The sequence below is a fragment of the Streptomyces tirandamycinicus genome, from assembly GCF_003097515.1.
GTDB classification, from domain to species: domain Bacteria; phylum Actinomycetota; class Actinomycetes; order Streptomycetales; family Streptomycetaceae; genus Streptomyces; species Streptomyces tirandamycinicus.
The window spans coordinates 2,535,300-2,555,686 of the sequence record NZ_CP029188.1; the positions used below are offsets into that span (position 1 = coordinate 2,535,300).

Sequence of the window (20,387 nt, forward strand, 5' to 3'; positions counted from 1 at the left end):
GGCCCGGCGTCCTTCGGGCCGGCCCGGGAACCGCTGGCTGCGGGTCGGCCGAGAGCCGTTGTCTACTGAACGCCGGGCCCCACCCGGGTCGCACCCTCCCCCGGGCTCCGTCGGGAGCAGGGGGGACCCTGACCGGCCGTGACCGTCCCTCGCCCCGAGGCTCGGGCGCTGGACCTGGCTCCCAGCGTGGAGTGCCGGTGCGGCGCCCCACCCCTGGCCCAGCGGCGTTCGACGACTGCGTGGAGGCCGGCCGGTCGGTGGTCCTTCGGTGGACCCGGCCGAACCTACCCGCCGACGGGCGCTGTCTGTCAACAGTCGTGCGATCTGCGGCGATTGACCGCTTCGACCGTTCGGTAACGAAGATCCGCAGGTCGTGGAGGAACCCGCACGGCAGTGGACCCCGGCGCGCTCCGTGCCGAAGTCACTCGCCCGGCCGTACGTAGACCGTTTGTCCGAGGACCACGGTCCGCAGGCACTCGGGGAGGGGGTTTCCGGGAGTGAGATCGGGCAGGCCGGGGGTGCCGGAGCGGGGGTCGGTGGACCAGCGGGCGACCCGGTCGTCCGGCGCCTGGACCACCAGGCCGCCGGTGCGCCAGACCGCGTAGTCCGCGGGCGCTCCGGGCACCAGAGCGCCCCCGTCGTCGCGGCCGACGGCACGCCAGCCCCCACGGGTGTGCGCGGTGAAGGCGGCGCGTACGGAGATCCGGTGCTCGGGGGTGCGGTGGAAGGCGGCGGCCCGGACGGTGCCCCACGGGTCCACGGGGGTGACCGGGCTGTCCGAGCCGAAGGCGAGCGGGACCCCGGCGCGCAGCAGGGCCGCGTACGGGTTGAGGGTGCGGGCCCGTTCGATGCCCAGGCGCTGCGCGTACATGCCGGTGTCGCCGCCCCAGGCCGCGTCGAACGCGGGCTGCACCGAGGCGGTCAGACCGAACTCGGCGAACGCGGCGACCGTTTCCGGGGTGAGCATCTCGGCGTGCTCCACCCGGTGGCGGGCGGCCCGGATCCGGGCGAGGCCGAGCGCCTTCGCGGCGGCCTCCAGGCCCGACACGACGTTGCTGATCGCATGGTCGCCGATGGCGTGGAAGCCGGCCTGGAGCCCGGCCTCGGTGCACGCGGTGACATGCGCGGCGACGTCGGCCGCGTCGAGGTGGGCGACACCGGCGTGCGGGGCGTCGGCGTACGGCTCGTGGAGGCAGGCGGTGTGCGAGCCCAGCGAGCCGTCGGCGAACAGGTCTCCCGCCGCGCCGGCGGCCCCGAGGGCGCGGGCCCGCTCCACGTCCGTGTCGGCCCAGTACCCCACGACCCGCGGCCCCGGTCCGTCCGCCGCCGCCTTGAGCAGTCCGGTGAAGTCGTCCTCGGAGGAGATGTCGGGACCGCCGCACTCGTGGACGGTCCCGATACCGAGGGACGCGGCGTGCCGCAGCGCGGCCCGCTGGGCGTCGGCCCGCTGCCCGGGCGAGACCGAGGCGTACGCGGCGGAGCGCACGGCGTGGTGCGCCGCGCCGGTGAGCGGCTCGCCGTCGCGGAATCCGGTCATGCCGCGGACCGCCGGCACGAGGTCGAGCATCGCGGTGGTGACCAGCGCGGAGTGGACGTCGATGCGGGTGAGGTAGAGCGGGCGGCCTCCGGTGAGCCGGTCCAGCTCCTCCCTGCCGAGCGGCCGCCGCTCGGGCCAGCGCGAGGCGTCCCAGCCGTGCCCGATCAGGACGCGGTCGGCGGGCCGTGCCCCGGCGTACGCCCGGATGAGCTCCGCCGCCTCGGCGAGCGAGGCGGCGGCGGAGAGGTCGAGCCCGGTGAGCGCGAGGCCGGTCGCGGTGGTGTGGACGTGCGCGTCCACGAAGGCCGGGGTGACCAGGGCGCCCTCGAGGTCGACCACCTCGTCCACACCCGAGGCGAAGGCGTCCGCGGCACCCTCGGAACCCACCCAGGCGACGTGCCCGCGCTCGACGACCATCGCGGTGGCGAAGGGGTCGGCGGGGCTGTGGACTTCCCCACCGCGCAGCAGCACGGTGCGGTGTTCGGCCTGGGTCGCGCTCTCACTCATGTGAACAGCCTAGATTCGCGGCGGCCGTGCCTCGTACGGGGTGGAGAGCACCACGGTCGTGCGGGTGGAGACGCCGGCCAGCGACCGGATCTGGCCGAGCAGTTCCTCCAGCTCCAGCGGGGTTCCGACGCGGACCTTGAGGATGTAGTTCTCGTCTCCGGCGACGCTGTGGCAGGCCTCGATCTCGGGCACGCCCGCCAGCCGCTCGGCGATGTCGTCGGGGGCGCTCGGGTCGAAGGGTTTCACCGAGATGAACGCGGTCAGGGGCAGTCCGACCTCCTCGGGGTCGACGACGGCGGCGTACCCCCGGATGACGCCCCGCTGCTCGAGCCGGCGCACCCGCTGGTGCACCGCCGAGGTGGACAGGCCCGTGGCCCTGCCCAGGTCGGTGTAGCTCATGCGCCCGTCCTTGACGAGCAACTCGACGATCTGACGATCCAGCTCCTCCATGCAGGTCAACCTATTGCCCGCGGAACCATTCGGCACAGTCGGCCGGCTCCCTGCCGGGCACCTGCGGCAGGCATGTGACGAACGCCACAGCCGCGGTACCGTGTCCGTCGGGGCCGCGCGGTTACCGCGAGGGCCGGACGGGAAGTGCTTGCTGTGGTCGAGGCCGCATATGCCTGGTCGGCCCACCCGAGGGGGAGATTTTCCATGCAGAGTGTGAAGCGCACCGGACGCAACGAACCGGAGCCTGTCGAATCCGTCGCGGCCCACGAGGACGACGAACTCGACTCCTACGACACCTTCGAGATGTACCGGGTCGTCTGCCCGGACTGCGCACAGCCGATCGCGCTGCTCGCGGACGAGCACGTACTCCCCGAGCACGCACTGTGCCCGACGCCGTGGAACCCGTTCGTGCTGTCGGTCTGCGCGGGGACGGGCCGGGCCGCGGCCGACGCCCGCCCGGCCGACGACACGCTCGAGGTCCAGGAGCAGGACACCGCACTGCTGCTGACGCTCCCCCAGGGACTGGACTGGCGGACGCAGCCCTTCTCGCACGTCGGCGGCCCGGGCTCACGGCCCCTGAGGGTGCCCCCGATGCGGCGGGCGGCCTGAGCCGTCGGCTCCCCGCGGGTGTCCCGTACCGCGACGCCCTCCTCGCGGGTGTCCCGTGCCGCGACAGCCTGCTCGCAGGTACCCCGTAGCGCGACCGCGGGGCTGTCGCGGTGCGCCGTCGCCCCCGTCCGGACCGCCGTCCGCGGCCGCCCGGCGGGTCCACGACGGCCCCGTCACCGCCGTGCGGCACTCCCCGTGCTCCGGGTGCCCGCCACCGGGCTCGTCCCCTTCACGCACACGGCCCGAGGCGCGGGACCGCGGGCGCGCGGTGCGCGGCTGCGCCCCGCACCGCGGTGACAGGGCGAACCGGTGCGCGAGCGGGATCGGGGGTGACTCGGCGCGGACGGGCGCCGTTGGGACGGGCATGACCGCGCAGCACTCCGAGGGCGGCCGGGCCCGCCGCCGGCTGATGACGCCACGTCGGGAAGAATCGGTTCCGCACGCACCCGACCCGCCGATCTACCGTGATCTGCTGAACCGCTGGGCCAGTGCGGGACGGACCCTGCCGGGCCGCCGTGACCAGGAGTGGAACCGGCTCACGGCGGCGCCGGTGTGGACCGGCGGGACCGGCTGGGTCAGCGGGACTCCGGCCCGGCGAGGTGACGGGCGATGACCATGCGCTGGATCTGGTTGGTGCCCTCGACGATCTGCAGCACCTTCGCCTCGCGCATCAGCCGCTCCACGGGGAAGTCCGCGGTGTAGCCGTAGCCGCCGAGGATCTGCACGGCGTCGGTGGCCACCTGCATCGCCGTGTCCGTGCAGAACAGCTTGGCCATCGCCGCCTCCTTCGAGAACGGCAGGCCCCGGTCGCGCAGCCGCGCGGCGGCGAGGTAGAGCGCACGGCCCGCCTCGACCTTCGTGGCCATGTCGGCGAGCATGAAACGCAGTCCCTGGAAGTCGGCGATGGGACGGCCGAACTGCCGCCTCCCGGTGGCGTAGCCGAGGGACTCGTCGAGGGCGGCCTGGGCCACGCCGATCGCGCAGGCGGCGATGCCGAGGCGCCCCGAGTCGAGCGCGGAGAGCGCGATCGCGAAGCCCTGTCCCTCGTCGCCGATCCGGCGGGAGTCCGGAACGCGTACACCGTCGAAGTGGAGCTGCGCGGTGGGCGAGCCCTTCATGCCCATCTTCTTCTCGGGCGCGGCCGCGCTCAGTCCCTCCGCGTCGCCCGGCACCAGGAACGCCGAGATGCCGCGGGCGCCCTCGCCCCCGGTCCGGGCCAGCACGGTGTAGAAGTCGGCGACCCCGCCGTGGGTGATCCAGGCCTTGGTTCCGGTGATGACCCAGTCGTCGCCGTCGCGCTCGGCCTTCGTGCGCAGGGAGGCCGCGTCCGAGCCGGACGACGGCTCGGAGAGGCAGTAGGCCCCGAGGAGTCCCCCGCCGAGCATCGCGGGCAGGTGCTCGGCGCGCTGCTCCTTGGTCCCGTAGCCGGCGAGCGCGTGGCAGGCGAGGGAGTGGACGCTGACGCCCAGGCCCACGGTGAGGCGGGCCCCTGCCAGCTCCTCGAGGACCTGGAGATAGACCTCGTAGGGCTGGTCGCCCCCGCCGTACTCGGAGTCGTAGGGGAGACCGAGCAATCCCGACTCGGAGAGCAGGGAGAACAGTTCGCGCGGGAAACGGCCGGCTTCCTCCTCCTCGGCCGCGCGTGGAGCGATCTCCCGCTGGACGATCTCACGGACCAGGGCGATCAGATCCCTGGCCTCCTCGGTGGGCAGTGTGCGGTCCACCGGCTGCGGGGCGCGGTCGGGCATGGCGGCGCTCTCCTCCCTGTCGGGCGCTACGGCGGTCGCGCGCGAAGGGTCGGGCGGCGCCGCCGGACGTCACTGGTGCGCCGATGCTGCCCTCCCGGATCACGGAAGTGGCTGACCAGCGGCTGTGGCGGCTTGAGTATGCCCCATCGGACGGCGTCCGTCACGGGCGGAATGCGCGCCCCCGGCCGGTTCGGGCGTGCCGCGGACGTCCGGGCCCGGGGTGGGGCGGGACCCACCGGGGGCGCCCGGGAGGGCGTGCGCGCACACGCGGACACTTGCCGCCGTCAGAGCAGCCCCGCCTGGGTGACGAGCATCGCGAGCACCACCACGAGGACCCAGCCCATGATGTGCTCGACGATCTTGGGGACGTCGTCGTCGGGTCCTCCGGTGCGGGCCCGCGCGACGGCGGCGTTGGTCACTCCGTCGACGGAGGGGGCGGTGGGGGCAGTGGCGGCGGTGGCGGCGGTGGGGGTCATGGCGGCTCGCTGGGTCGTGCTGGTGGTTTCCGGTCGCCCCCCGGCGGGTCCCGCCCGCCCTGTCGGGGGGTGCGCGGGGACCTGCCCCGGCCACAGTGCCAGCCGCGCCGCCCAGGGTCAGTGACTCCGGTCACGGTCCCCGGCGCGGCGGGGGCGCGTCAGTCGATGCCGAGGGCGGCGAGGGCCTTGCGCTGGGCGGCGGTCGGCCGCTCGGGCCAGAAGAGGTAGCAGACCCCGCCTGTGCCGGAGGCCACTCTCCCGCTCGCGTCGTAGCGCTTGGTGCGAAGCCAGATGTTCTCCCACTCCGCCCGCCGGTACACCCGGCGGACGGCCTCGTTGGTGGGTGCGGCCGGATCGTTCGCGATCACGTCCCCGCCGGGGGTGAAGCCGATCACGGTCATCAGGTGGCCCGAGGTTCCGTAGCCCGCGCCGGCCAGTTCGCCCTTCAGGAAGGACTGGGAGGTGACGGCGGGAATGCCCGCCTCGACGAGCGACTCCAGCCGGTCGAGCGACTCCAGCCTGGTGACCACGGCGTTCATGTCGCGGTACGAGGCCGCGTAGGCGGCGTTGAACGGCCAGTTCCCGCAGCCCTCGTACTGGTGGTCGTAGGTGTGGCGGGCCGCGTGGCAGACCTGGGGATCGGTGAAGTCGGGATCGACCCAGGCCAGTTCCTCGGGCGTGGGCCCGCGGCCCCAGTACTCGAGGACCATCTGCGAGGAGGCGGGGCTGCACCAGGCCTCGCCGCCGTTGTCGTACTCGGGGTACCGGCCGATGTGGGTGTTCTGCGAGTAGCGCGGCACCGCCAGTTCACGGGCGGCCCGGGGCGTGGAGGCCGGCACCGTGAAGCGGTCCGGGATGTCCGAGGCCATGGCCCCGACGCGCCAGACGGACGGTGTGAGCGCGGTCCCCGGCCGGCGGTGGAGGGTCAGGCGGAGCCGGTAGGAGACCAGCCGCAGTCCGCTCGCCGGGTCGTCCACGGCGAGAGTGTCGGTCCGGACGCTGCTCCGGCCGTCGGTCTGACCGTCGACGGAGGTGCGCCGGATGTCCGCGTCGCCCGCCGCCCAGCGGCCCATGACGAACCACGGGGTGGTGCCCCCGTCGTCGTAGGTGCCGGACAGCTCGGTCTGCAGCCAGGTCCCGGCGGGCGTGCGGGCGTTCCAGGAGGCGATGACCTCGGTCGCGGCCACCCGGGTGCGGTGCACGGGCGAGGTCCACCTCGCGTACTCCCAGACGGTGGTGCGGCCGGTGTGCGGGTCCGGGTACCGCGTACGGCCCGCGGGGGCGCCGACGACCAGCGCCGGGCGGCCGCCCGCGGCGGTGCGGGTGCCCTCGCCCGCACCGCTGCGCCAGTCCGCGCCGGAGTTCCAGAAGCGGTTGTCCACCAGGGGGCCCGGCCGGGCGGCGGGGACCGGGACGCCGGCGCCGGCCGCGGGGCCGGCGGAGGGCAGGGCGCTGCCGCCGACCGCGGCCGCCAGTGCCGCGGTGAGTACGGTTCTGCGCGAGGCAGGGGTGCTCATGGGACCTCCGGAAGCGGTCTCGGGGGCGCGTCGCCGGGCCGACTATCCCGGGTCCGGGACGGCTTCCGCCAACGACACGCAGGGCGTCGGCGCGACCGGCACCGGTCCCGGCCGACGGCACGGCCTGCCACGGTCCCCCGGCGGGTCCCGGTACCCCCGTTAGGGTGATCTCCATGAGCCGCCCCCTGCCACTCGATCGCGCCGCCGCCGGACTGCGCGCACGGCCGCCGTCCTGCGGCCCGGTCCGGCTGATCGCCGTGGACGGCCACGCGGGCTCCGGCAAGAGCACCTTCGCGGGCGTGCTCGCCGAAGCCCTCGGCGGGGCACCGGTGCTCCGCCTCGACGACCTCGCGACCCACGACGAACTGTTCTCCTGGACCGGCCGTTTGCTTGACCAGGTGATCGGCCCGTGGTCCCGGGGGGACAGCGCGCTCTATCACCCGTACGACTGGAATCTGCGCCGCTTCGGGACTCCGCGCCGCCTGCCCGCCGCGCCGCTCGTCCTGGTCGAGGGCGTGGGCGCGGGCCGCCGGGCGCTGCGGCCCCATCTGGCCGGGCTGCTGTGGATGGAGCGGGGCTCCCGGGAGTCGTGGATACGCGGCCGGCACCGGGACGGGCCGGAGCTCGCGGGCTTCTGGGACGACTGGACCACGGCCGAGAGCCGCCACTTCGCGGACGACCCCTCGCGGCCTTTCGCCGACACCCTGATACGCGAGTCTCCCGAGGGGTACGAGTGGCTGCCGGGACCGGGCGCGACAGCAGGGGCGAACCATTTCCTCACCCAGCGTGACCCCGGCTGACCGGCGTACCGAGCAGCCGGGAATCCACCCCGCCGGGTGCGCCAACTCTGCTTGACCCAGGGCCCTTACAGGTCTTACGTTCTCAATGTGCGGCTTTTCGGAGCCGCCCGGACGCGAAGCCCCCGGTTGTTCCCCCGTGATCGGGGGCTTCGTTCTGCCCTCGGCAGCTTCCCCCCGGCACCCTTCCGGCACTCCACGCTCACCCAGGGTCACCGTTCACCCCATGCCCACGCGCCCTTAATCAGCCGCCCCGCGCCCGGGTACCATGCACTCCGGTGCGGTCAATTCCCGTCCACGACACGGTGGTTCGGCACGCTCCGCCGGGCATCCGCCCGGCGGACAGCACGGGGGCAGGTATGTGGGGGACCGGATGGACATCGGCACGCAGGGCTCACCGGCCCCGGCCGACCTCGCCTGGGTGCGCGGCGTGGACGCCTACACGGTGGGGGCGTACCCGCAGGCCGAGGAGGAGTTCCGAGCCGCGGTCCGGATCGACCCCGGGATGGCCGACGGCTGGCTCGGACTGCACGCCCTGCGCGCGGACACCACCACCGCGCTGCTGCGGATGTACCGCAACCGGGAGCGCTTCGGCGAGCAGCGGGCCCGGCACCGCCGCACGCTGAACTCCTGGTACTGGCTCGGCTGGTGGGTGCAGCCCGTGCTGGAGAGCCCGCGCGACCTCCTGCTCGCGCACGCCTCGCACTGGCTCGACGGACGCCATGTGCCGGAGCTGGACCGGGCGCTCGCCGGACTGCCGCCGGTCGACGCCGATCCGCAGGTCCGGTTCCTGCACGCGTGCCGGGCGTACCTGGTCAAGGACTGGGAGCAGTTGGTGCGGCACACCGAACCGCTCGTCGACGACCCGCTGCTCGGGATCGAGGCGGGCCTGTTCGCAGGTATGGCCCGGGTCCGGCTGGAGATGTACCGGCAGGCGGAGCCGATGCTGGCCGCGGCGCTGATGCGCTGCCGCAGCGAGCAGCCCCAGCGCAAGGAACTCCGCTACTGGCTGGCGCGGGCCCACGAGGGCACCGGCCGCAGCGCGGCGGCGCTGCCGCTGTACCGGGCCGTGCACCGGGTGGATCCGGCGTTCATGGACACCTCGGCGCGGCTCGCCGCGATCAACGACTACGACGGCATCGACGGCATCGACGGCGCGGACGAGGCCGCGGGACTGGCGGCCGTCTCGCTGGCGGGCGCCGGGGCGGGCGTGGGTCAGGAGGCCGCGGACCCCCCGCCGGCCGAGGGGGAACCTCCCTTCGTGCCCGAACCGCGCTACGCCGGCGACCCCCAGCCGCCGTTCGCGGCGCCGGTCCCGGCCGCCGCGGGCCCGGCCGACCGGGCGCGCGAGAAGTCCGGTAACCCCTCCCGCGCCGCACCCGCGTTCCCGTCCGGGCCCACCGATCCGGTGCTGCTCGCCGAAGCGCTCGCGGAGCTGGAGCGGATGGTGGGCCTGGAGCCGGTGAAGCGGCAGGTGAAAGCGCTCTCCGCGCAGCTGAACATGGCCAGGCTGCGGGCCGGGCAGGGTCTGCCCGTCCAGCCCCCGAAGCGGCACTTCGTCTTCTCCGGCCCCTCCGGCACCGGCAAGACGACCGTGGCCCGCATCCTCGGCCGGGTCTTCTACGCGCTCGGGCTGCTGGGCGGCGACCATCTGGTGGAGGCGCAGCGCTCCGACCTGGTCGGGGAGTTCCTGGGGCAGACCGCGGTGAAGGCCAATGAGCTGATCGACTCGGCGCTCGGCGGCGTGCTCTTCGTGGACGAGGCGTACGCGCTCTCCAACACCGGCTACAGCAAGGGCGACGCGTACGGCGACGAGGCGCTGCAGGTGCTGCTGAAGCGGGCCGAGGACAACCGCGACCATCTGGTGGTCATCCTCGCCGGCTACCCCGAGGGCATGGACCGGCTGCTGGCCACCAACCCGGGGCTGTCCTCGCGGTTCACCACCCGGGTCGACTTCCCCTCGTACCGGCCGCTGGAGCTGACCGCGATCGGCGAGGTGCTCGCCGCGGCGAACGGCGACCTGTGGGACGAGGAGGCGCTCGACGAGCTGCGGTCGATCAGCGGCCATGTGGTGGACCAGGGCTGGATCGACGAGCTGGGCAACGGCCGCTTCCTGCGCACGCTGTACGAGAAGAGCTGCGCCTACCGGGATCTGCGGCTCTCGGGGTACGCGGGCACGCCGACGCGGGAGGATCTGGCGACGCTGCGGCTGCCGGATCTGATGCAGGCGTACGGGGAGGTGCTCTCCGGCCGGGGTCCGCGGGGCCGCGGTCCTCAGGACCCCGGCGGACCGTGAGCCCCGACGGTCCCGGGCGCGGTCGGCCGGGCCCGGGACCGAGCCGGTGCCGCCCGGCGGACGGGTCCCCGCCCCGGACGGGTCCGCGCCCCGGGCGGGAATCGTGAGCCCCGCGGGTGCGCGGACGCGGGCTCAGACTCCGCTCGGGCTCGGCTGGTGCGAGCGCACGTCCTGCTGGTGCGGCGGATCGGTCATCAGACCGCCCCGCGGGGCAGCCGTACGGGCGGAGTCCCGCGGGGACGCGGCCGCAGGCACCGGGCGGTGAGCCGGGTCGCGCACCTCGCCCACCAGCATCTCCAGGACGTCCTCCAGGGCGACGAGCCCGAGAACCCGCCCCGACGCGTCGGCGACCTGGGCCAGGTGGCCGGCCGCCCGGCGCATCACGGTGAGCGCGTCGTCGAGCGGCAGTTCCGGCCGCAGCGTGGCCATGGGGCGCCAGACGTGCTGCGGCACGGCCCGCCCGTCGTCCTCGAGTTCCAGTACGTCCTTGACGTGGAGGTAGCCCATGAAGCGGTCGCCTCCCGCACCGCGCACGGGGAACCGGGAGTAGCCGGTGCGGACGGTCAGCTGCTCGATCTCCCTCGGTGTCACCGAGGGCGGCACCGTGACCAGGGAGGACCGTGCGATCAGGACGTCCGTCACGGGACGGCTGCCCAGCCCCAGGGCGTCTTCGAGGCGCTCCTGCTCCTCCGGGTCGAGCAGTCCGGCCTGGCCGGCGTCCTCGACCAGCCGGCCCAGCTGGTCGCTGGTGAAGACGGCCTCGACCTCGTCCTTCGGCTCGACCCGGAAGAGCTTCAGCACCAGCCGGGAGCAGGCGCCGAGCGCCGCGGTCACCGGGCGGCACAGCCGGGCGAAGCCGACCAGGGCGGGGCTGAGCCAGAGCGCGGTCCGCTCCGGGGCGGCCATCGCCAGGTTCTTGGGCAGCATCTCGCCGACGACGAGGTGGAGGAAGACGACGGCGGCGAGGGCGATCACGTAACCGAGCGGGTGGACCAGCGTCTCGGGCACCCTCAGGGCGTGGAACACCGGCTCCAGCAGGTGGGCCACGGTCGGTTCGGCGACTGCCCCCAGGGTCAGTGAGCAGACGGTGATGCCGAACTGGGCCGCCGCCATCATCTGCGGCAGGTTCTCAAGCCCGTGCAGGACCTGCCGGGCCCGGGACGAGCCCTGGGCGGCGAGTGGTTCCACCTGGCTGCGGCGTACCGACACGAGCGCGAACTCCGCGCCGACGAAGAAGCCGTTGGCGAGCACCAGGAGCAGCGCGAACAGCAGTTGCAGCACGCTCACCGGACGGCCTCCGCCATGGCCTGGGGGACGCTCGCCGTGCGGACCAGTCTGACCCGTTCGGCGCGGTACCGGTCGACCCGGCGGACCGAGAGCCGCCAGCCCGGCAGCTCCGCGCGGTCGCCGGGTGCCGGGATCCGGCCGAGGAGGTCGGCGACGAGACCGGCGACGGTCTCGTACGGGCCGTCGGGCACGTCCAGGCCTATCCGCCGCAGGGTGAGGACGCGGCAGCTGCCGTCGGCCTCCCAGGCCGGCCTGCCGTCCTCGGGCGGGGCGGGGGCCAGCTCGGGCCGGCCGTCGGCCTCGGCGTCGTGCTCGTCGAGGACCTCGCCGACGATCTCCTCGACGATGTCCTCCAGGGTGACGACCCCGGCGGTACCGCCGTACTCGTCGACGACGACGGCGATCGGCTGCTCGCTGCGCAGCCGCCGGAGCAGCTGCCGCACCGGCAGGGTCTCGGGAACCAGCAGCGGGGGCACGGCGATCCGGCCGACCGGCGTACGCGGCCGCTCGTGGGCCGGCACGGCCAGCGCGTTCTTCAGGTGGACCATTCCGACGATCTCGTCGATGCGGTCCCGGTAGACCGGGAAACGGGAGAGACCGGTGCCGCGGGTGAGGTTGAGGACGTCCGCCGCGGTCGCGTCGGAGTGCAGGGCGCTCATCTTCACCCGGGGGGTCATCACATGCTGGGCGGTGAGCCCGCCGAGCGACAGGGTCCTGACGAACAGGTCCGCGGTGTCCTCCTCCAGGGCGCCGGCCCGGGCCGAGTGCCGGGCCAGGGAGACCAGTTCCCCGGGGGTGCGGGCGGACGCCAGCTCCTCGGTGGGCTCCACGCCGAACGCGCGGACGAGATGGTTGGCCACGGCGTTGAGGAGGGCGATCACGGGCCGGAACACCGCCGAGAAGCGGTACTGCGGACCGGCCACGAACCGGGCGACCTGCAGCGGCCGCGACACGGCCCAGTTCTTCGGCACGAGTTCGCCGACCACCATCTGGACGGCGGAGGCGAGCAGCATGCCGATCACGACGGCGACGCCCGGGACGGCCGCGGAGGGAATCCCGGCGGCGGTCAGCGGCCCGCCGAGCAGTGCTGCGAGGGCGGGCTCGGCCAGCATGCCGACGACGAGGGAGGTGAGGGTGATGCCGAGCTGGGTGCCGGAGAGCTGGAACGACAGTTCGCGCAGGGCCCGGACGACGGTCCCGGCGCGGCGGTCGCCCTCGGCGGCCGCGCGTTCGGCGTCCGCGCGCTCCACGGTGACCAGGCCGAACTCGGCGGCCACGAAGAATCCGTTGGCGAGGATGAGCAGGAATGCCGCACACAGCAGCAGTAGCGGGATGATCATGCCGCCGCCTCCTGGGAGGGGGCGGCGCAGGTACTACCGGACGATCCGTCCATTGCCGGAGAGGGTCACTCCTCGGGTCGCAGGGGTGCCTCACGGGCCGTGGCCGGCCCACCGGTGTGAGGCGGAGGCGCACCGGGCGCCTCCGGGGCAAGAGTAATCACGAGTACGCCCCGAGGGGCGGGGGACTCAGCGGTCGCCGGTGCCGGTGCCTCGCGATTCGGCGAGCCGGCGCAGGGCGCGGGCGTCGCGGATGGCGTGGTGGCGGGCGATTCCGGGCTGGATACCGAGCGCCGGAAGGCTGGTGCCGTCACTCAGATCGAGGAACACCCAGGGGTCACCCGGACGGAGGTTGACGCGGACGATCTCCGCCCACTCCAGCCGCCGCGTCCGGGTCAGGTTGACGACCGTGACGCCCCGTTCGTCGGCGACGATCTTGGGGCGGCTGAGCAGCGCCAGCACCGCGAAGAACAGCACCGCGGTGAGGACGAAGCTGACCCGCTCCCCCGGGCTGAGCCGCTCCAGCGCGACGGCGACCGCGGTGATCACCGCGAACATCACGGTCCCGACGGACAGCAGGACCGCCCGGGTGCGGGTGGGCCTGAAGGTCACCGGGAGCGCGGGCGGCTCCTGCTGGTCCATGTACATGCTCCGTGCCGTCCCGATCTCAGAGGCGGCAGGCGTGGATCGCCGTCGTCAGGATCGCGCGGGCGCCGAGGTGGTAGAGGTCGTCCATGATCCGCTGCGCCTCCTTGGCCGGGACCATCGCCCGGACGGCGACCCAGCCCTCGTGGTGCAGCGGGGAGACGGTCGGGGACTCCAGGCCCGGGGTGAGGGCGACGGCCTGCTCCAGGTGCTCGACCCGGCAGTCGTAGTCCATCATCACGTAGGAGCGGGCCACCAGGACGCCCTGGAGTCGGCGGAGGAACCGCTGCACCTTGGGGTCGTCCGGGTCGGCCCCGGTACGGCGGATGACGACGGCCTCGGAGGTGATGATCGGCTCGCCGACGACGCCGAGGCCGGCGTTGCGCAGGCTGGTGCCGGTCTCCACGACATCGGCGATGACCTGGGCGACGCCCAGTTCGATCGCGGTCTCCACGGCCCCGTCGAGGTGGACGACGGAGGCGTCGATGCCCTTGTCCGCGAGGTGCTTGGCGACGATGCCCTCGTACGAGGTGGCGATGGTGAGCCCGCCGAACTCCTCGACACCGGAGGCCGTGCCGGGCTTGGTGGCGTAGCGGAACGTGGAGCGGGCGAAGCCGAGCTGGAGGATCTCCTCGGCGCTGGCGCCGGAGTCCAGAAGCAGGTCCCGTCCGGTGATGCCGATGTCGAGGCGGCCCGAGCTGACGTAGATCGCGATGTCGCGGGGGCGCAGGTAGAAGAACTCGACCTCGTTCTCGGGGTCGACCAGCACGAGCTCCTTGGAGTCCTTGCGCTGGAGATAGCCCGCCTCATGGAGCATCTCCCCCGCAGGTCCGGAGAGTGAACCCTTGTTGGGGACGGCGATGCGCAGCATGAGACGGGCTTCCTTCGGGTGCGTGGGTGCTTGCGTGGGGGTGTTCGGGTCGGGCGGGTGCGGGTTCTGCGGGTGGTACGGGACGAGTGTGCTCAGAGATGGGCGTAGACGTCGTCGAGGCTGATCCCGCGTGCGACCATCATCACCTGGACGTGGTACAGCAGCTGCGAGATCTCCTCGGCGGCGGCTTGCTCGCCCTCGTACTCGGCGGCCATCCACACCTCGGCCGCCTCCTCGACGATCTTCTTGCCGATGGCGTGGACGCCCTTGTCCACCAGCTCGGCGGTGCGGGAGGTCGCGGGGTCGCCGTTGGCGGCCTTGTGCTGGAGCTCGGCGAAGAGCTCCTCGAACGTCTTCTTGGACATGGTGGTCCCACCCTACGCGGAAGTGGGCCCTCCTCAGCGCCAGGGTTCGGATACTGAACGCAGCGTCGCCGCCGTGGCCACCGCGGCGGTGACCGCCTCGTGCCCCTTGTCCTCGCTCGAACCCTCCAGACCGGCCCGGTCGAGCGCCTGCTCCTCGGTGTCGCAGGTGAGCACGCCGAAGCCGACGGGGACGCCGGTGTCGACGGAGACCTGGGTCAGGCCCTGGGTGACGCCCTGGCAGACGTAGTCGAAGTGGGGCGTGCCGCCGCGGATGACGACGCCGAGCGCCACCACGGCGTCGTAGCCGCGTCCGGCCAGCACCTTGGCGACCACGGGGAGCTCGAAGCTGCCGGGGACCCGCAGCAGGGTCGGCTCGTCGATGCCCAGCTCGTGCAGGGCGCGCAGGGCGCCGTCGACGAGCCCGTCCATGATCTTCTCGTGCCACTGGGCCGCGATGACGGCCACGCGGAGGTCTCCGCAGTTGCGTACGGACAGTTCGGGTGCGCCCTTGCCGCTCACGTGTCTCCTCGTTCCTGGTTCCTGCTGGTTGCCGCAGGCCTGTACTTGCCGGTTTCAGCTGCTTACTGGTTGCCGCAGGTCGACGCCGGCACGGGGTCGAGCCAGGGCAGGTCGTGCCCCATGCGGTCGCGCTTGGTGCGCAGATACGTCAGGTTGTGCTCGCCGGCCTGCACGGGCATGGCCACCCGGTCGAGGACCTTCAGGCCGTGCCGCACCAGGGCGGCGGTCTTGTCGGGGTTGTTGGTCATCAGCCGGAGGCTGCGCACCCCGAGGTCGTGCAGGATGCGGGCACCCGCGGCGTAGTCCCGGGCGTCGGCGGGGAGCCCCAGCTCGAGGTTGGCGTCCAGCGTGTCACGGCCGCGTTCCTGCAGCTCGTACGCGCGGAGCTTGGAGAGCAGTCCGATGCCCCGGCCCTCGTGGCCGCGGAGGTAGACGACGACGCCGCGGCCCTCCTCGGTGACGCGCTCCATGGACTCCCGAAGCTGGGGGCCGCAGTCGCAGCGCAGCGAGTGGAAGATGTCGCCGGTCAGGCACTCGGAGTGGACGCGGACCAGGACGTCCTCGCCGTCGCCGATCTCGCCGTGGACGAGCGCGACGTGCTCGACGCCGTCCACGGTGGAGCGGTAGCCGTAGGCCGTGAACACGCCGTGCGCGGTGGGCAGGACGACCTCGGCCTCGCGGCGGACGGCCGGCTCGGCGCTGCGGCGGTAGGCGATCAGGTCCTCGATGGAGATGATCGTGAGCCCGTGCTTGCGGGCGAACGGGACCAGTTCGGGCAGCCGCAGCATGACGCCGTCCTCGCCGGCGATCTCGACGATCGCCCCGGCGGGGCGCAGTCCGGCGAGCCGGGCGAGGTCCACAGCGGCCTCGGTGTGGCCGGGGCGCACCAGGACGCCGCCGGGCCGTGCGCGCAGCGGGAAGACATGGCCGGGGCGGACGAAGTCGGCCGCGTCCGCGGTGCCGTCCGCGAGCAGCCGCAGGGTGGCGGCGCGGTCGGCGGCCGAGATGCCGGTGGTCACGCCGTGCGCGGGCCCGGCGTCGACGGACACGGTGAAGGCCGTGCTCATCGACTCGGTGTTGTGCGCCACCATCTGGGGCAGCTCGAGGCGGTCCAGCTCCTCGCCCTCCATGGGCGCGCAGATCAGCCCGCGGCACTCGCTCATCATGAACGCGACGATCTCGGGCGTCGCCTTCTCGGCGGCGATGACGAGGTCGCCCTCGTTCTCGCGGTCCTCGTCGTCGACGACCACGACGGGCCGGCCCGCGGCGATGTCGCGGACGGCCTGCTCGACGGGATCGAGGCGGAGGTCCTCCTCGCCGCCGGCGGCGGCCGGGAGCCAGGGCGGCGGGGCCAGCGGACCGGCCGGGTCCGGCAGGACGGTCGTGGGAGACGTACGGGCGCTCATGCTGCCGCTCCTTCCAGAGCAGGGGTCGTACGGGACCGGAGCCACCAGTCGCGCATGCCCCACAGGACGAGCGCGCCGTAGATGACGTAGACGAATCCGGAGAACGCGTAGCCGTTGGCGAAGTTCAGCGGCACGCCGACGATGTCGACCAGGAGCCAGGCGAACCAGAACTCGACCATGCCGCGGGCCTGGGCGTACATGGCGACGAGGGTGCCGACGAAGATGTACGCGTCCGGCCAGGGGTCCCACGACAGCGTGGGGTAGGCCGTGAAGAGCAGTGCGACGGCGACGGTGCCGAGCGCGGCCACGGCGAGCATCAGGCCGCGCTCGGGCCAGGTGGCGAAGCGGACGGCGATGGAGCCGTCCTGGGCCTGATCGCGGCCCCGGCTCCACTGCCACCAGCCCCAGGCGGCCACGGCCATCACGACCACCTGCTTGCCAGCGCTGCCGGTCAGATGGGGGGCGAACGCGGCGAAGAGGACGAGGCCGGAGAGGAACTGGGCGGGCCAGGTCCACAGGGAACGGCGCCAGCCGAGGGCGAGGGCGGTCAGCCCGATCACGTTGCCGATCATGTCGGACCACTTGATGGGCTGGCCGACGGCGGTGAACGCCACGGAGTTCAGCCAGTCGACGGCGCTCACTCGGCGGTCTCCCCCGCACGGCCGGAGCCCTCGCCGAGCATCCGCTCGACGTACTTGGCGATGATGTCGACCTCCAGGTTGACCGGGTCGCCGGGCTGCTTGGAGCCGAGCGTGGTCAGCGCGAGGGTGGTCGGGATCAGGCTGACGGTGAAGTGGTCGCGGGCGGCGTCGACGACGGTGAGGCTGACTCCGTCGACGGTGATGGAGCCCTTCTCCACGACGTACCGGGAGAGTTCCGCCGGGAGGGAGACCTTGACGACCTCCCAGTGCTCGGAGGGGGTCCGCTCGACGATCACGCCCGTGCCGTCGACGTGCCCCTGGACGATGTGCCCTCCGAAGCGCCCGTCGGCGACCATCGGCCGCTCCAGGTTGACCGGGGAGCCGGGGGCGAGCGCGCCCAGGCTGGAGCGCTTCAGGGTCTCGGCCATGACGTCGGCGGTGAACTCGCCGCCGGCGGTCTCCACGACGGTGAGGCAGACGCCGTTGACGGCGATGGAGTCGCCGTGCTTGGCCCCCTCGGTGACGACGGGGCCGCGCAGTCGGAAGCGGGAGCCGTCGCCGAGGTTCTCCACAGCGGTGACCTCCCCCAGCTCTTCGACGATTCCGGTGAACACTGTCAGGCTCCCTTGGGGACGGTGGCGGTGATGCGCAGATCGGGGCCGAGACGCACCGACTCAGCCACGTCGAGCCGCAACGCCTCGGTGATGGTGGTGATTCCGGCCTCGGCGAGGGCCGTGGGGCCCGCGCCGAGCAGTACGGGGGCGAGGTAGCCGACAACCCGGTCGACGGCGCCCGCGGCGACGAAGGACCCGGCGAGGGTGGGGCCGCCCTCGAGGAGCACGGACCGGACTCCGCGCGCGTACAGCGCTTCGAGGAGGGCGGGCACGGACAGCCCGCGGCCGGTCCGGGGCAGCCGGAGAACGCCGGGGAGGCCGGTCTCGGCGTCCTCGGCGACGGCGACGAGGGTGGGAGCGGCGTCGTCCAGGACGCGCGCGCCCGGCCGCACGGCCCGGGCTTCGGTGTCGAGCACCACCCGCAGCGGCTGGGTGGCGCCGTCGATGCCGCGGACCGCGAGATGGGGGTCGTCGGCGCGGGCGGTACCGGAGCCGACGACCACCGCGTCGGCCTCGGCGCGCAGCCGGTGGACGTCGGCCCGGGACTCGGGGGAGCTGATCCAGCGGCTGGTCCCGTCGGCGGCGGCGACCCGGCCGTCGAGGGTGGCGGCGTACTTCCAGACGACGTAGGGGCGGCCGAGGCGCACGGAGGTGAGCCAGGCGGTGTTGCCCGCTTCCGCCTCCTCCTCCAGAAGACCCCGCTCGACCTGGACACCGGCCGCGCGCAGGGTGTCGGCACCACCGGTGGCCTGCGGGTTGGGGTCGGCGACCGCGTACACGACCCGGGCGATCCCGGCCTCGGTCAGGGCCTGGGCGCAGGGGCCGGTGCGACCGGTGTGGTTGCAGGGTTCGAGGGTGACGTACGCGGTGCCGCCGCGGGCGTGCCCGCCCGCTTCCCGGAGGGCGTGGATCTCCGCGTGGGGTCCGCCGGCCCGCTGGTGGAAGCCCTCGCCGACACGGCGCCCGGACGCGTCGGTGATGACGCACCCGACGACCGGGTTGGGGCTGGTGGAGCCGAGACCGCGGGCGGCGAGCGCGACGGCTCGGCGCATGGCGTGCGTGTCGGCTGCGGTGGCCACCGGGTCCTCCTGCCTCTTCGGGCACGGACTCCGGGGCTGTCGATGTCGACAGAGAAGCGGAGCAACACCTCGGGAAACACCGGCGTCCACGGTTCCGGTCGTCCTCGGGAACACCTCTCGAGAACGACCAGCCGCTACGGCCGGCGGACCGCGAGGGCCGCCCGCCGCGCACTGCCTCCCATCCGGACTTTCACCGTCGGTCCAGGAGTTTCACCTGGTCAACCGGCCGCTGGCTGCGGACGGGTCGCGGACTGTAACCGCCGGTTCGGAATTGCACCGACCCCGGAGTGCGCTGCTGCTGATACAGGGCCAGTGTGCCATGAGCACCACCGGGCCATACGGGTGAACTCCTGTGTGCTGGCTCACAGCGACCCGGCGGCGAGCCGGCGGGCCCGCGCGCGGCGGGCGCCCCGTGGTGCCGGACGGCCCCACCCGCCGCCGGTGGCCCGGGGGCACGGCGCGGCCGTGCGGAACCGGCGCCGCGTCAGGGCGCGGGCGCGAAGAGCTCGGCCTGCGCCGCGTCCCGCGCCGCGAGCAGCGCGCCCCTCAGCACCGCCTCGCCGCCCAGCTCCGTCGGCCGGATCCCCGTGCGCAGCGGCGACAGGGCCGCCAGTCGCGCCTCCACCCGGGCGGCGAGCGCCGCACCGCCGGCGTACCCGATCTCCCCGCCGAGCACCACGCAGCCGGGGTCCAGCACGGCGGCGACCGCGGCCGCACCCACGGCCAGCTGCCCGGCGAGGGCGTCGAGGAAGGCGTCGCCCCGCCCGCCCGGGCGCTCCCCCACCGCCGCGGCCCGTACCGCTTCCTCGGCCTCGCCTCCGACGCCGTGGAGCAAGGCCAGCCGCCGGACCGCCGCCGCACCCGCCAGCGCGTGGAAACCGGCGTCGCAGCGGGTCGCGGACGGCAGCCCGCCGGTTCCCGGCACCGGCAGGAATCCGATCTCCCCGGCGCCGCCCGAGGCGCCCCGCCGCAGCGCACCGCCGAGGACGACGGCGGCGCCGACCCCCTGGCCGAGCCAGAGCAGCACGAAGTCGTCCAGGCCGCGGGCGGCGCCGAGGCGCTGCTCGGCGACGGCGGCCAGATTGGTCTCGTTCTCCACGAGCACGGTCCCCGGGAGGCGTTGCTGGAGGGCGGCGACGAGGCTGCGGTGCCAGGCGGGCAGCTCGGTGGAGTCGCGCAGCTCCCCGGTGACCGGATCGATCAGCCCGGGCGCGCCTATGCCGACGCGGTGCAGGCGCGTGACGCCGGCCTCCCGGGCGGTGCCCTCCAGCAGGGCCACGGCCTGCTCGACGGCCGGCTCCGTGCCCGTGTCGCTGCCGATGGGCAGCGTCGCCTCGGCCAGGGTCGCGCCCACCAGATCGGCGACCACCACGGTGAGGCCCTGGGTGCGGACGTCGAGGGCCGCCAGATGGGCGCGGTCGGCGGCGATCCCGTACAGCCGGGCGTTGGGTCCGCGCCGCTGCTCGCCGGCCTCTCCGACGACCCGGACCAGACCGGACTCCTGGAGCCGTTCCACCAGGTCCGCGACGGAGGGCCGGGAGAGTCCGGTGAGCGTCTTCAGCTGGCCTGCCGTCAACGGGCCCTCCTGCTGCAGCAGTCGGAGCGCGAGGCGGTCGTTGATGGCCCGGGCGGTGCTGGGGGATGCGGGCATGCCGGAATCCTTCCAGATCCCCTCCGCCCGGCGCT

Annotated in this window: 19 protein-coding genes and 1 riboswitch; of the genes, 3 read left to right on the top strand and 16 right to left on the bottom strand. The window is 73.9% G+C overall.

Annotated features, from left to right (window positions below):
• Positions 1-421 precede the first annotated feature (421 nt).
• A complete protein-coding gene (locus tag DDW44_RS11155) occupies positions 422-2,044 on the bottom strand; it encodes an amidohydrolase (RefSeq protein ID WP_017949557.1) in 1,623 nt (540 codons plus the stop codon).
• Positions 2,045-2,053: 9 nt separating this feature from the next.
• Complete coding sequence (locus tag DDW44_RS11160; protein WP_017949556.1) at positions 2,054-2,494, bottom strand: Lrp/AsnC family transcriptional regulator; 441 nt, start codon at positions 2,492-2,494, stop codon at positions 2,054-2,056.
• Positions 2,495-2,698: 204 nt separating this feature from the next.
• Here DDW44_RS11160 and DDW44_RS11165 point away from each other — a divergent pair, with 204 nt between their 5' ends.
• Positions 2,699-3,103 carry a hypothetical protein gene (locus DDW44_RS11165; protein ID WP_017949555.1) on the top strand — a complete coding sequence of 135 codons (405 nt, stop codon included), beginning with the start codon at positions 2,699-2,701 and terminating at the stop codon, positions 3,101-3,103.
• A gap of 575 nt (positions 3,104-3,678) precedes the next feature.
• Here the strand turns inward: DDW44_RS11165 and DDW44_RS11175 are convergent.
• From DDW44_RS11175 to DDW44_RS11185, 3 genes are all read right to left on the bottom strand, one after another.
• Entirely contained in the window at positions 3,679-4,851 is a 1,173-nt protein-coding gene (locus DDW44_RS11175; protein ID WP_017949554.1) for an acyl-CoA dehydrogenase family protein, read from the bottom strand.
• 284 nt (positions 4,852-5,135) lie between these two features.
• On the bottom strand, positions 5,136-5,327 hold the full coding sequence (locus tag DDW44_RS11180; RefSeq protein WP_018892434.1) for an SCO1431 family membrane protein: 192 nt from the start codon (positions 5,325-5,327) through the stop codon (positions 5,136-5,138).
• 158 nt (positions 5,328-5,485) lie between these two features.
• Complete coding sequence (locus DDW44_RS11185) at positions 5,486-6,844, bottom strand: peptidase C39 family protein (protein ID WP_108906325.1); 1,359 nt, start codon at positions 6,842-6,844, stop codon at positions 5,486-5,488.
• A gap of 173 nt (positions 6,845-7,017) precedes the next feature.
• Here DDW44_RS11185 and DDW44_RS11190 point away from each other — a divergent pair, with 173 nt between their 5' ends.
• Positions 7,018-7,644 carry a uridine kinase family protein gene (locus DDW44_RS11190; protein WP_018892436.1) on the top strand — a complete coding sequence of 209 codons (627 nt, stop codon included), beginning with the start codon at positions 7,018-7,020 and terminating at the stop codon, positions 7,642-7,644.
• A 370-nt stretch (positions 7,645-8,014) separates the two neighbouring features.
• On the top strand, positions 8,015-9,937 hold the full coding sequence (locus DDW44_RS11195; protein ID WP_018892437.1) for an AAA family ATPase: 1,923 nt from the start codon (positions 8,015-8,017) through the stop codon (positions 9,935-9,937).
• Positions 9,938-10,069: 132 nt separating this feature from the next.
• Here DDW44_RS11195 and DDW44_RS11200 read toward each other — a convergent pair whose 3' ends face one another.
• The 11 genes from DDW44_RS11200 to DDW44_RS11250 all read right to left on the bottom strand — a co-directional run bounded on the left by DDW44_RS11200 (position 10,070) and on the right by DDW44_RS11250 (position 20,352).
• On the bottom strand, positions 10,070-11,224 hold the full coding sequence (locus DDW44_RS11200; protein WP_108906326.1) for a hemolysin family protein: 1,155 nt from the start codon (positions 11,222-11,224) through the stop codon (positions 10,070-10,072).
• Positions 11,221-12,564, bottom strand: coding sequence for a hemolysin family protein (locus tag DDW44_RS11205; protein WP_108906327.1), 1,344 nt, complete (start codon positions 12,562-12,564; stop codon positions 11,221-11,223). The genes DDW44_RS11200 and DDW44_RS11205 overlap by 4 nt, the downstream gene beginning before the upstream one ends.
• A gap of 186 nt (positions 12,565-12,750) precedes the next feature.
• Positions 12,751-13,203, bottom strand: a complete 453-nt coding sequence (locus tag DDW44_RS11210; protein ID WP_108906328.1) for a PH domain-containing protein — start codon at positions 13,201-13,203, stop codon at positions 12,751-12,753.
• Between the two features lie 25 nt (positions 13,204-13,228).
• Positions 13,229-14,077 (bottom strand): ATP phosphoribosyltransferase, encoded by an 849-nt coding sequence (hisG, locus tag DDW44_RS11215; RefSeq protein WP_017949546.1) that lies wholly within the window; start codon positions 14,075-14,077, stop codon positions 13,229-13,231.
• Positions 14,078-14,169: 92 nt separating this feature from the next.
• Entirely contained in the window at positions 14,170-14,442 is a 273-nt protein-coding gene (locus DDW44_RS11220; protein ID WP_017949545.1) for a phosphoribosyl-ATP diphosphatase, read from the bottom strand.
• Between the two features lie 33 nt (positions 14,443-14,475).
• On the bottom strand, positions 14,476-14,961 hold the full coding sequence (ribH, locus tag DDW44_RS11225; RefSeq protein WP_017949544.1) for a 6,7-dimethyl-8-ribityllumazine synthase: 486 nt from the start codon (positions 14,959-14,961) through the stop codon (positions 14,476-14,478).
• A 62-nt stretch (positions 14,962-15,023) separates the two neighbouring features.
• On the bottom strand, positions 15,024-16,367 hold the full coding sequence (locus DDW44_RS11230; RefSeq protein ID WP_017949543.1) for a bifunctional 3,4-dihydroxy-2-butanone-4-phosphate synthase/GTP cyclohydrolase II: 1,344 nt from the start codon (positions 16,365-16,367) through the stop codon (positions 15,024-15,026).
• Positions 16,364-17,008, bottom strand: a complete 645-nt coding sequence (locus tag DDW44_RS11235) for a nicotinamide mononucleotide transporter family protein (RefSeq protein ID WP_206307212.1) — start codon at positions 17,006-17,008, stop codon at positions 16,364-16,366. Before DDW44_RS11235 ends, DDW44_RS11230 begins: the two co-directional genes overlap by 4 nt.
• On the bottom strand, positions 17,005-17,622 hold the full coding sequence (locus tag DDW44_RS11240) for a riboflavin synthase (protein WP_108906329.1): 618 nt from the start codon (positions 17,620-17,622) through the stop codon (positions 17,005-17,007). The genes DDW44_RS11235 and DDW44_RS11240 overlap by 4 nt, the downstream gene beginning before the upstream one ends.
• Before the next feature lie 2 nt (positions 17,623-17,624).
• Entirely contained in the window at positions 17,625-18,701 is a 1,077-nt protein-coding gene (gene ribD, locus DDW44_RS11245) for a bifunctional diaminohydroxyphosphoribosylaminopyrimidine deaminase/5-amino-6-(5-phosphoribosylamino)uracil reductase RibD (protein WP_108906330.1), read from the bottom strand.
• 164 nt (positions 18,702-18,865) lie between these two features.
• A riboswitch (FMN riboswitch) is annotated at positions 18,866-18,996 on the bottom strand.
• A gap of 189 nt (positions 18,997-19,185) precedes the next feature.
• Complete coding sequence (locus DDW44_RS11250; RefSeq protein ID WP_108906331.1) at positions 19,186-20,352, bottom strand: ROK family transcriptional regulator; 1,167 nt, start codon at positions 20,350-20,352, stop codon at positions 19,186-19,188.
• Between the last annotated feature and the right edge of the window lie 35 nt (positions 20,353-20,387).

Coding starts and splice junctions, on each gene's coding strand:
- DDW44_RS11220 (WP_017949545.1), bottom strand. CDS start 14,442: ATGTCCAAGAAGACGTTCGAGGAGCTCTTCGCCGAGCTCCAGCACAAG.
- DDW44_RS11155 (WP_017949557.1), bottom strand. CDS start 2,044: ATGAGTGAGAGCGCGACCCAGGCCGAACACCGCACCGTGCTGCTGCGC.
- DDW44_RS11165 (WP_017949555.1), top strand. CDS start 2,699: ATGCAGAGTGTGAAGCGCACCGGACGCAACGAACCGGAGCCTGTCGAA.
- DDW44_RS11160 (WP_017949556.1), bottom strand. CDS start 2,494: ATGGAGGAGCTGGATCGTCAGATCGTCGAGTTGCTCGTCAAGGACGGG.
- DDW44_RS11250 (WP_108906331.1), bottom strand. CDS start 20,352: ATGCCCGCATCCCCCAGCACCGCCCGGGCCATCAACGACCGCCTCGCG.
- DDW44_RS11190 (WP_018892436.1), top strand. CDS start 7,018: ATGAGCCGCCCCCTGCCACTCGATCGCGCCGCCGCCGGACTGCGCGCA.
- DDW44_RS11185 (WP_108906325.1), bottom strand. CDS start 6,844: ATGAGCACCCCTGCCTCGCGCAGAACCGTACTCACCGCGGCACTGGCG.
- DDW44_RS11175 (WP_017949554.1), bottom strand. CDS start 4,851: ATGCCCGACCGCGCCCCGCAGCCGGTGGACCGCACACTGCCCACCGAG.
- DDW44_RS11230 (WP_017949543.1), bottom strand. CDS start 16,367: ATGAGCGCCCGTACGTCTCCCACGACCGTCCTGCCGGACCCGGCCGGT.
- DDW44_RS11180 (WP_018892434.1), bottom strand. CDS start 5,327: ATGACCCCCACCGCCGCCACCGCCGCCACTGCCCCCACCGCCCCCTCC.
- DDW44_RS11210 (WP_108906328.1), bottom strand. CDS start 13,203: ATGGACCAGCAGGAGCCGCCCGCGCTCCCGGTGACCTTCAGGCCCACC.
- hisG (WP_017949546.1), bottom strand. CDS start 14,077: ATGCTGCGCATCGCCGTCCCCAACAAGGGTTCACTCTCCGGACCTGCG.
- DDW44_RS11195 (WP_018892437.1), top strand. CDS start 8,015: ATGGACATCGGCACGCAGGGCTCACCGGCCCCGGCCGACCTCGCCTGG.
- DDW44_RS11205 (WP_108906327.1), bottom strand. CDS start 12,564: ATGATCATCCCGCTACTGCTGCTGTGTGCGGCATTCCTGCTCATCCTC.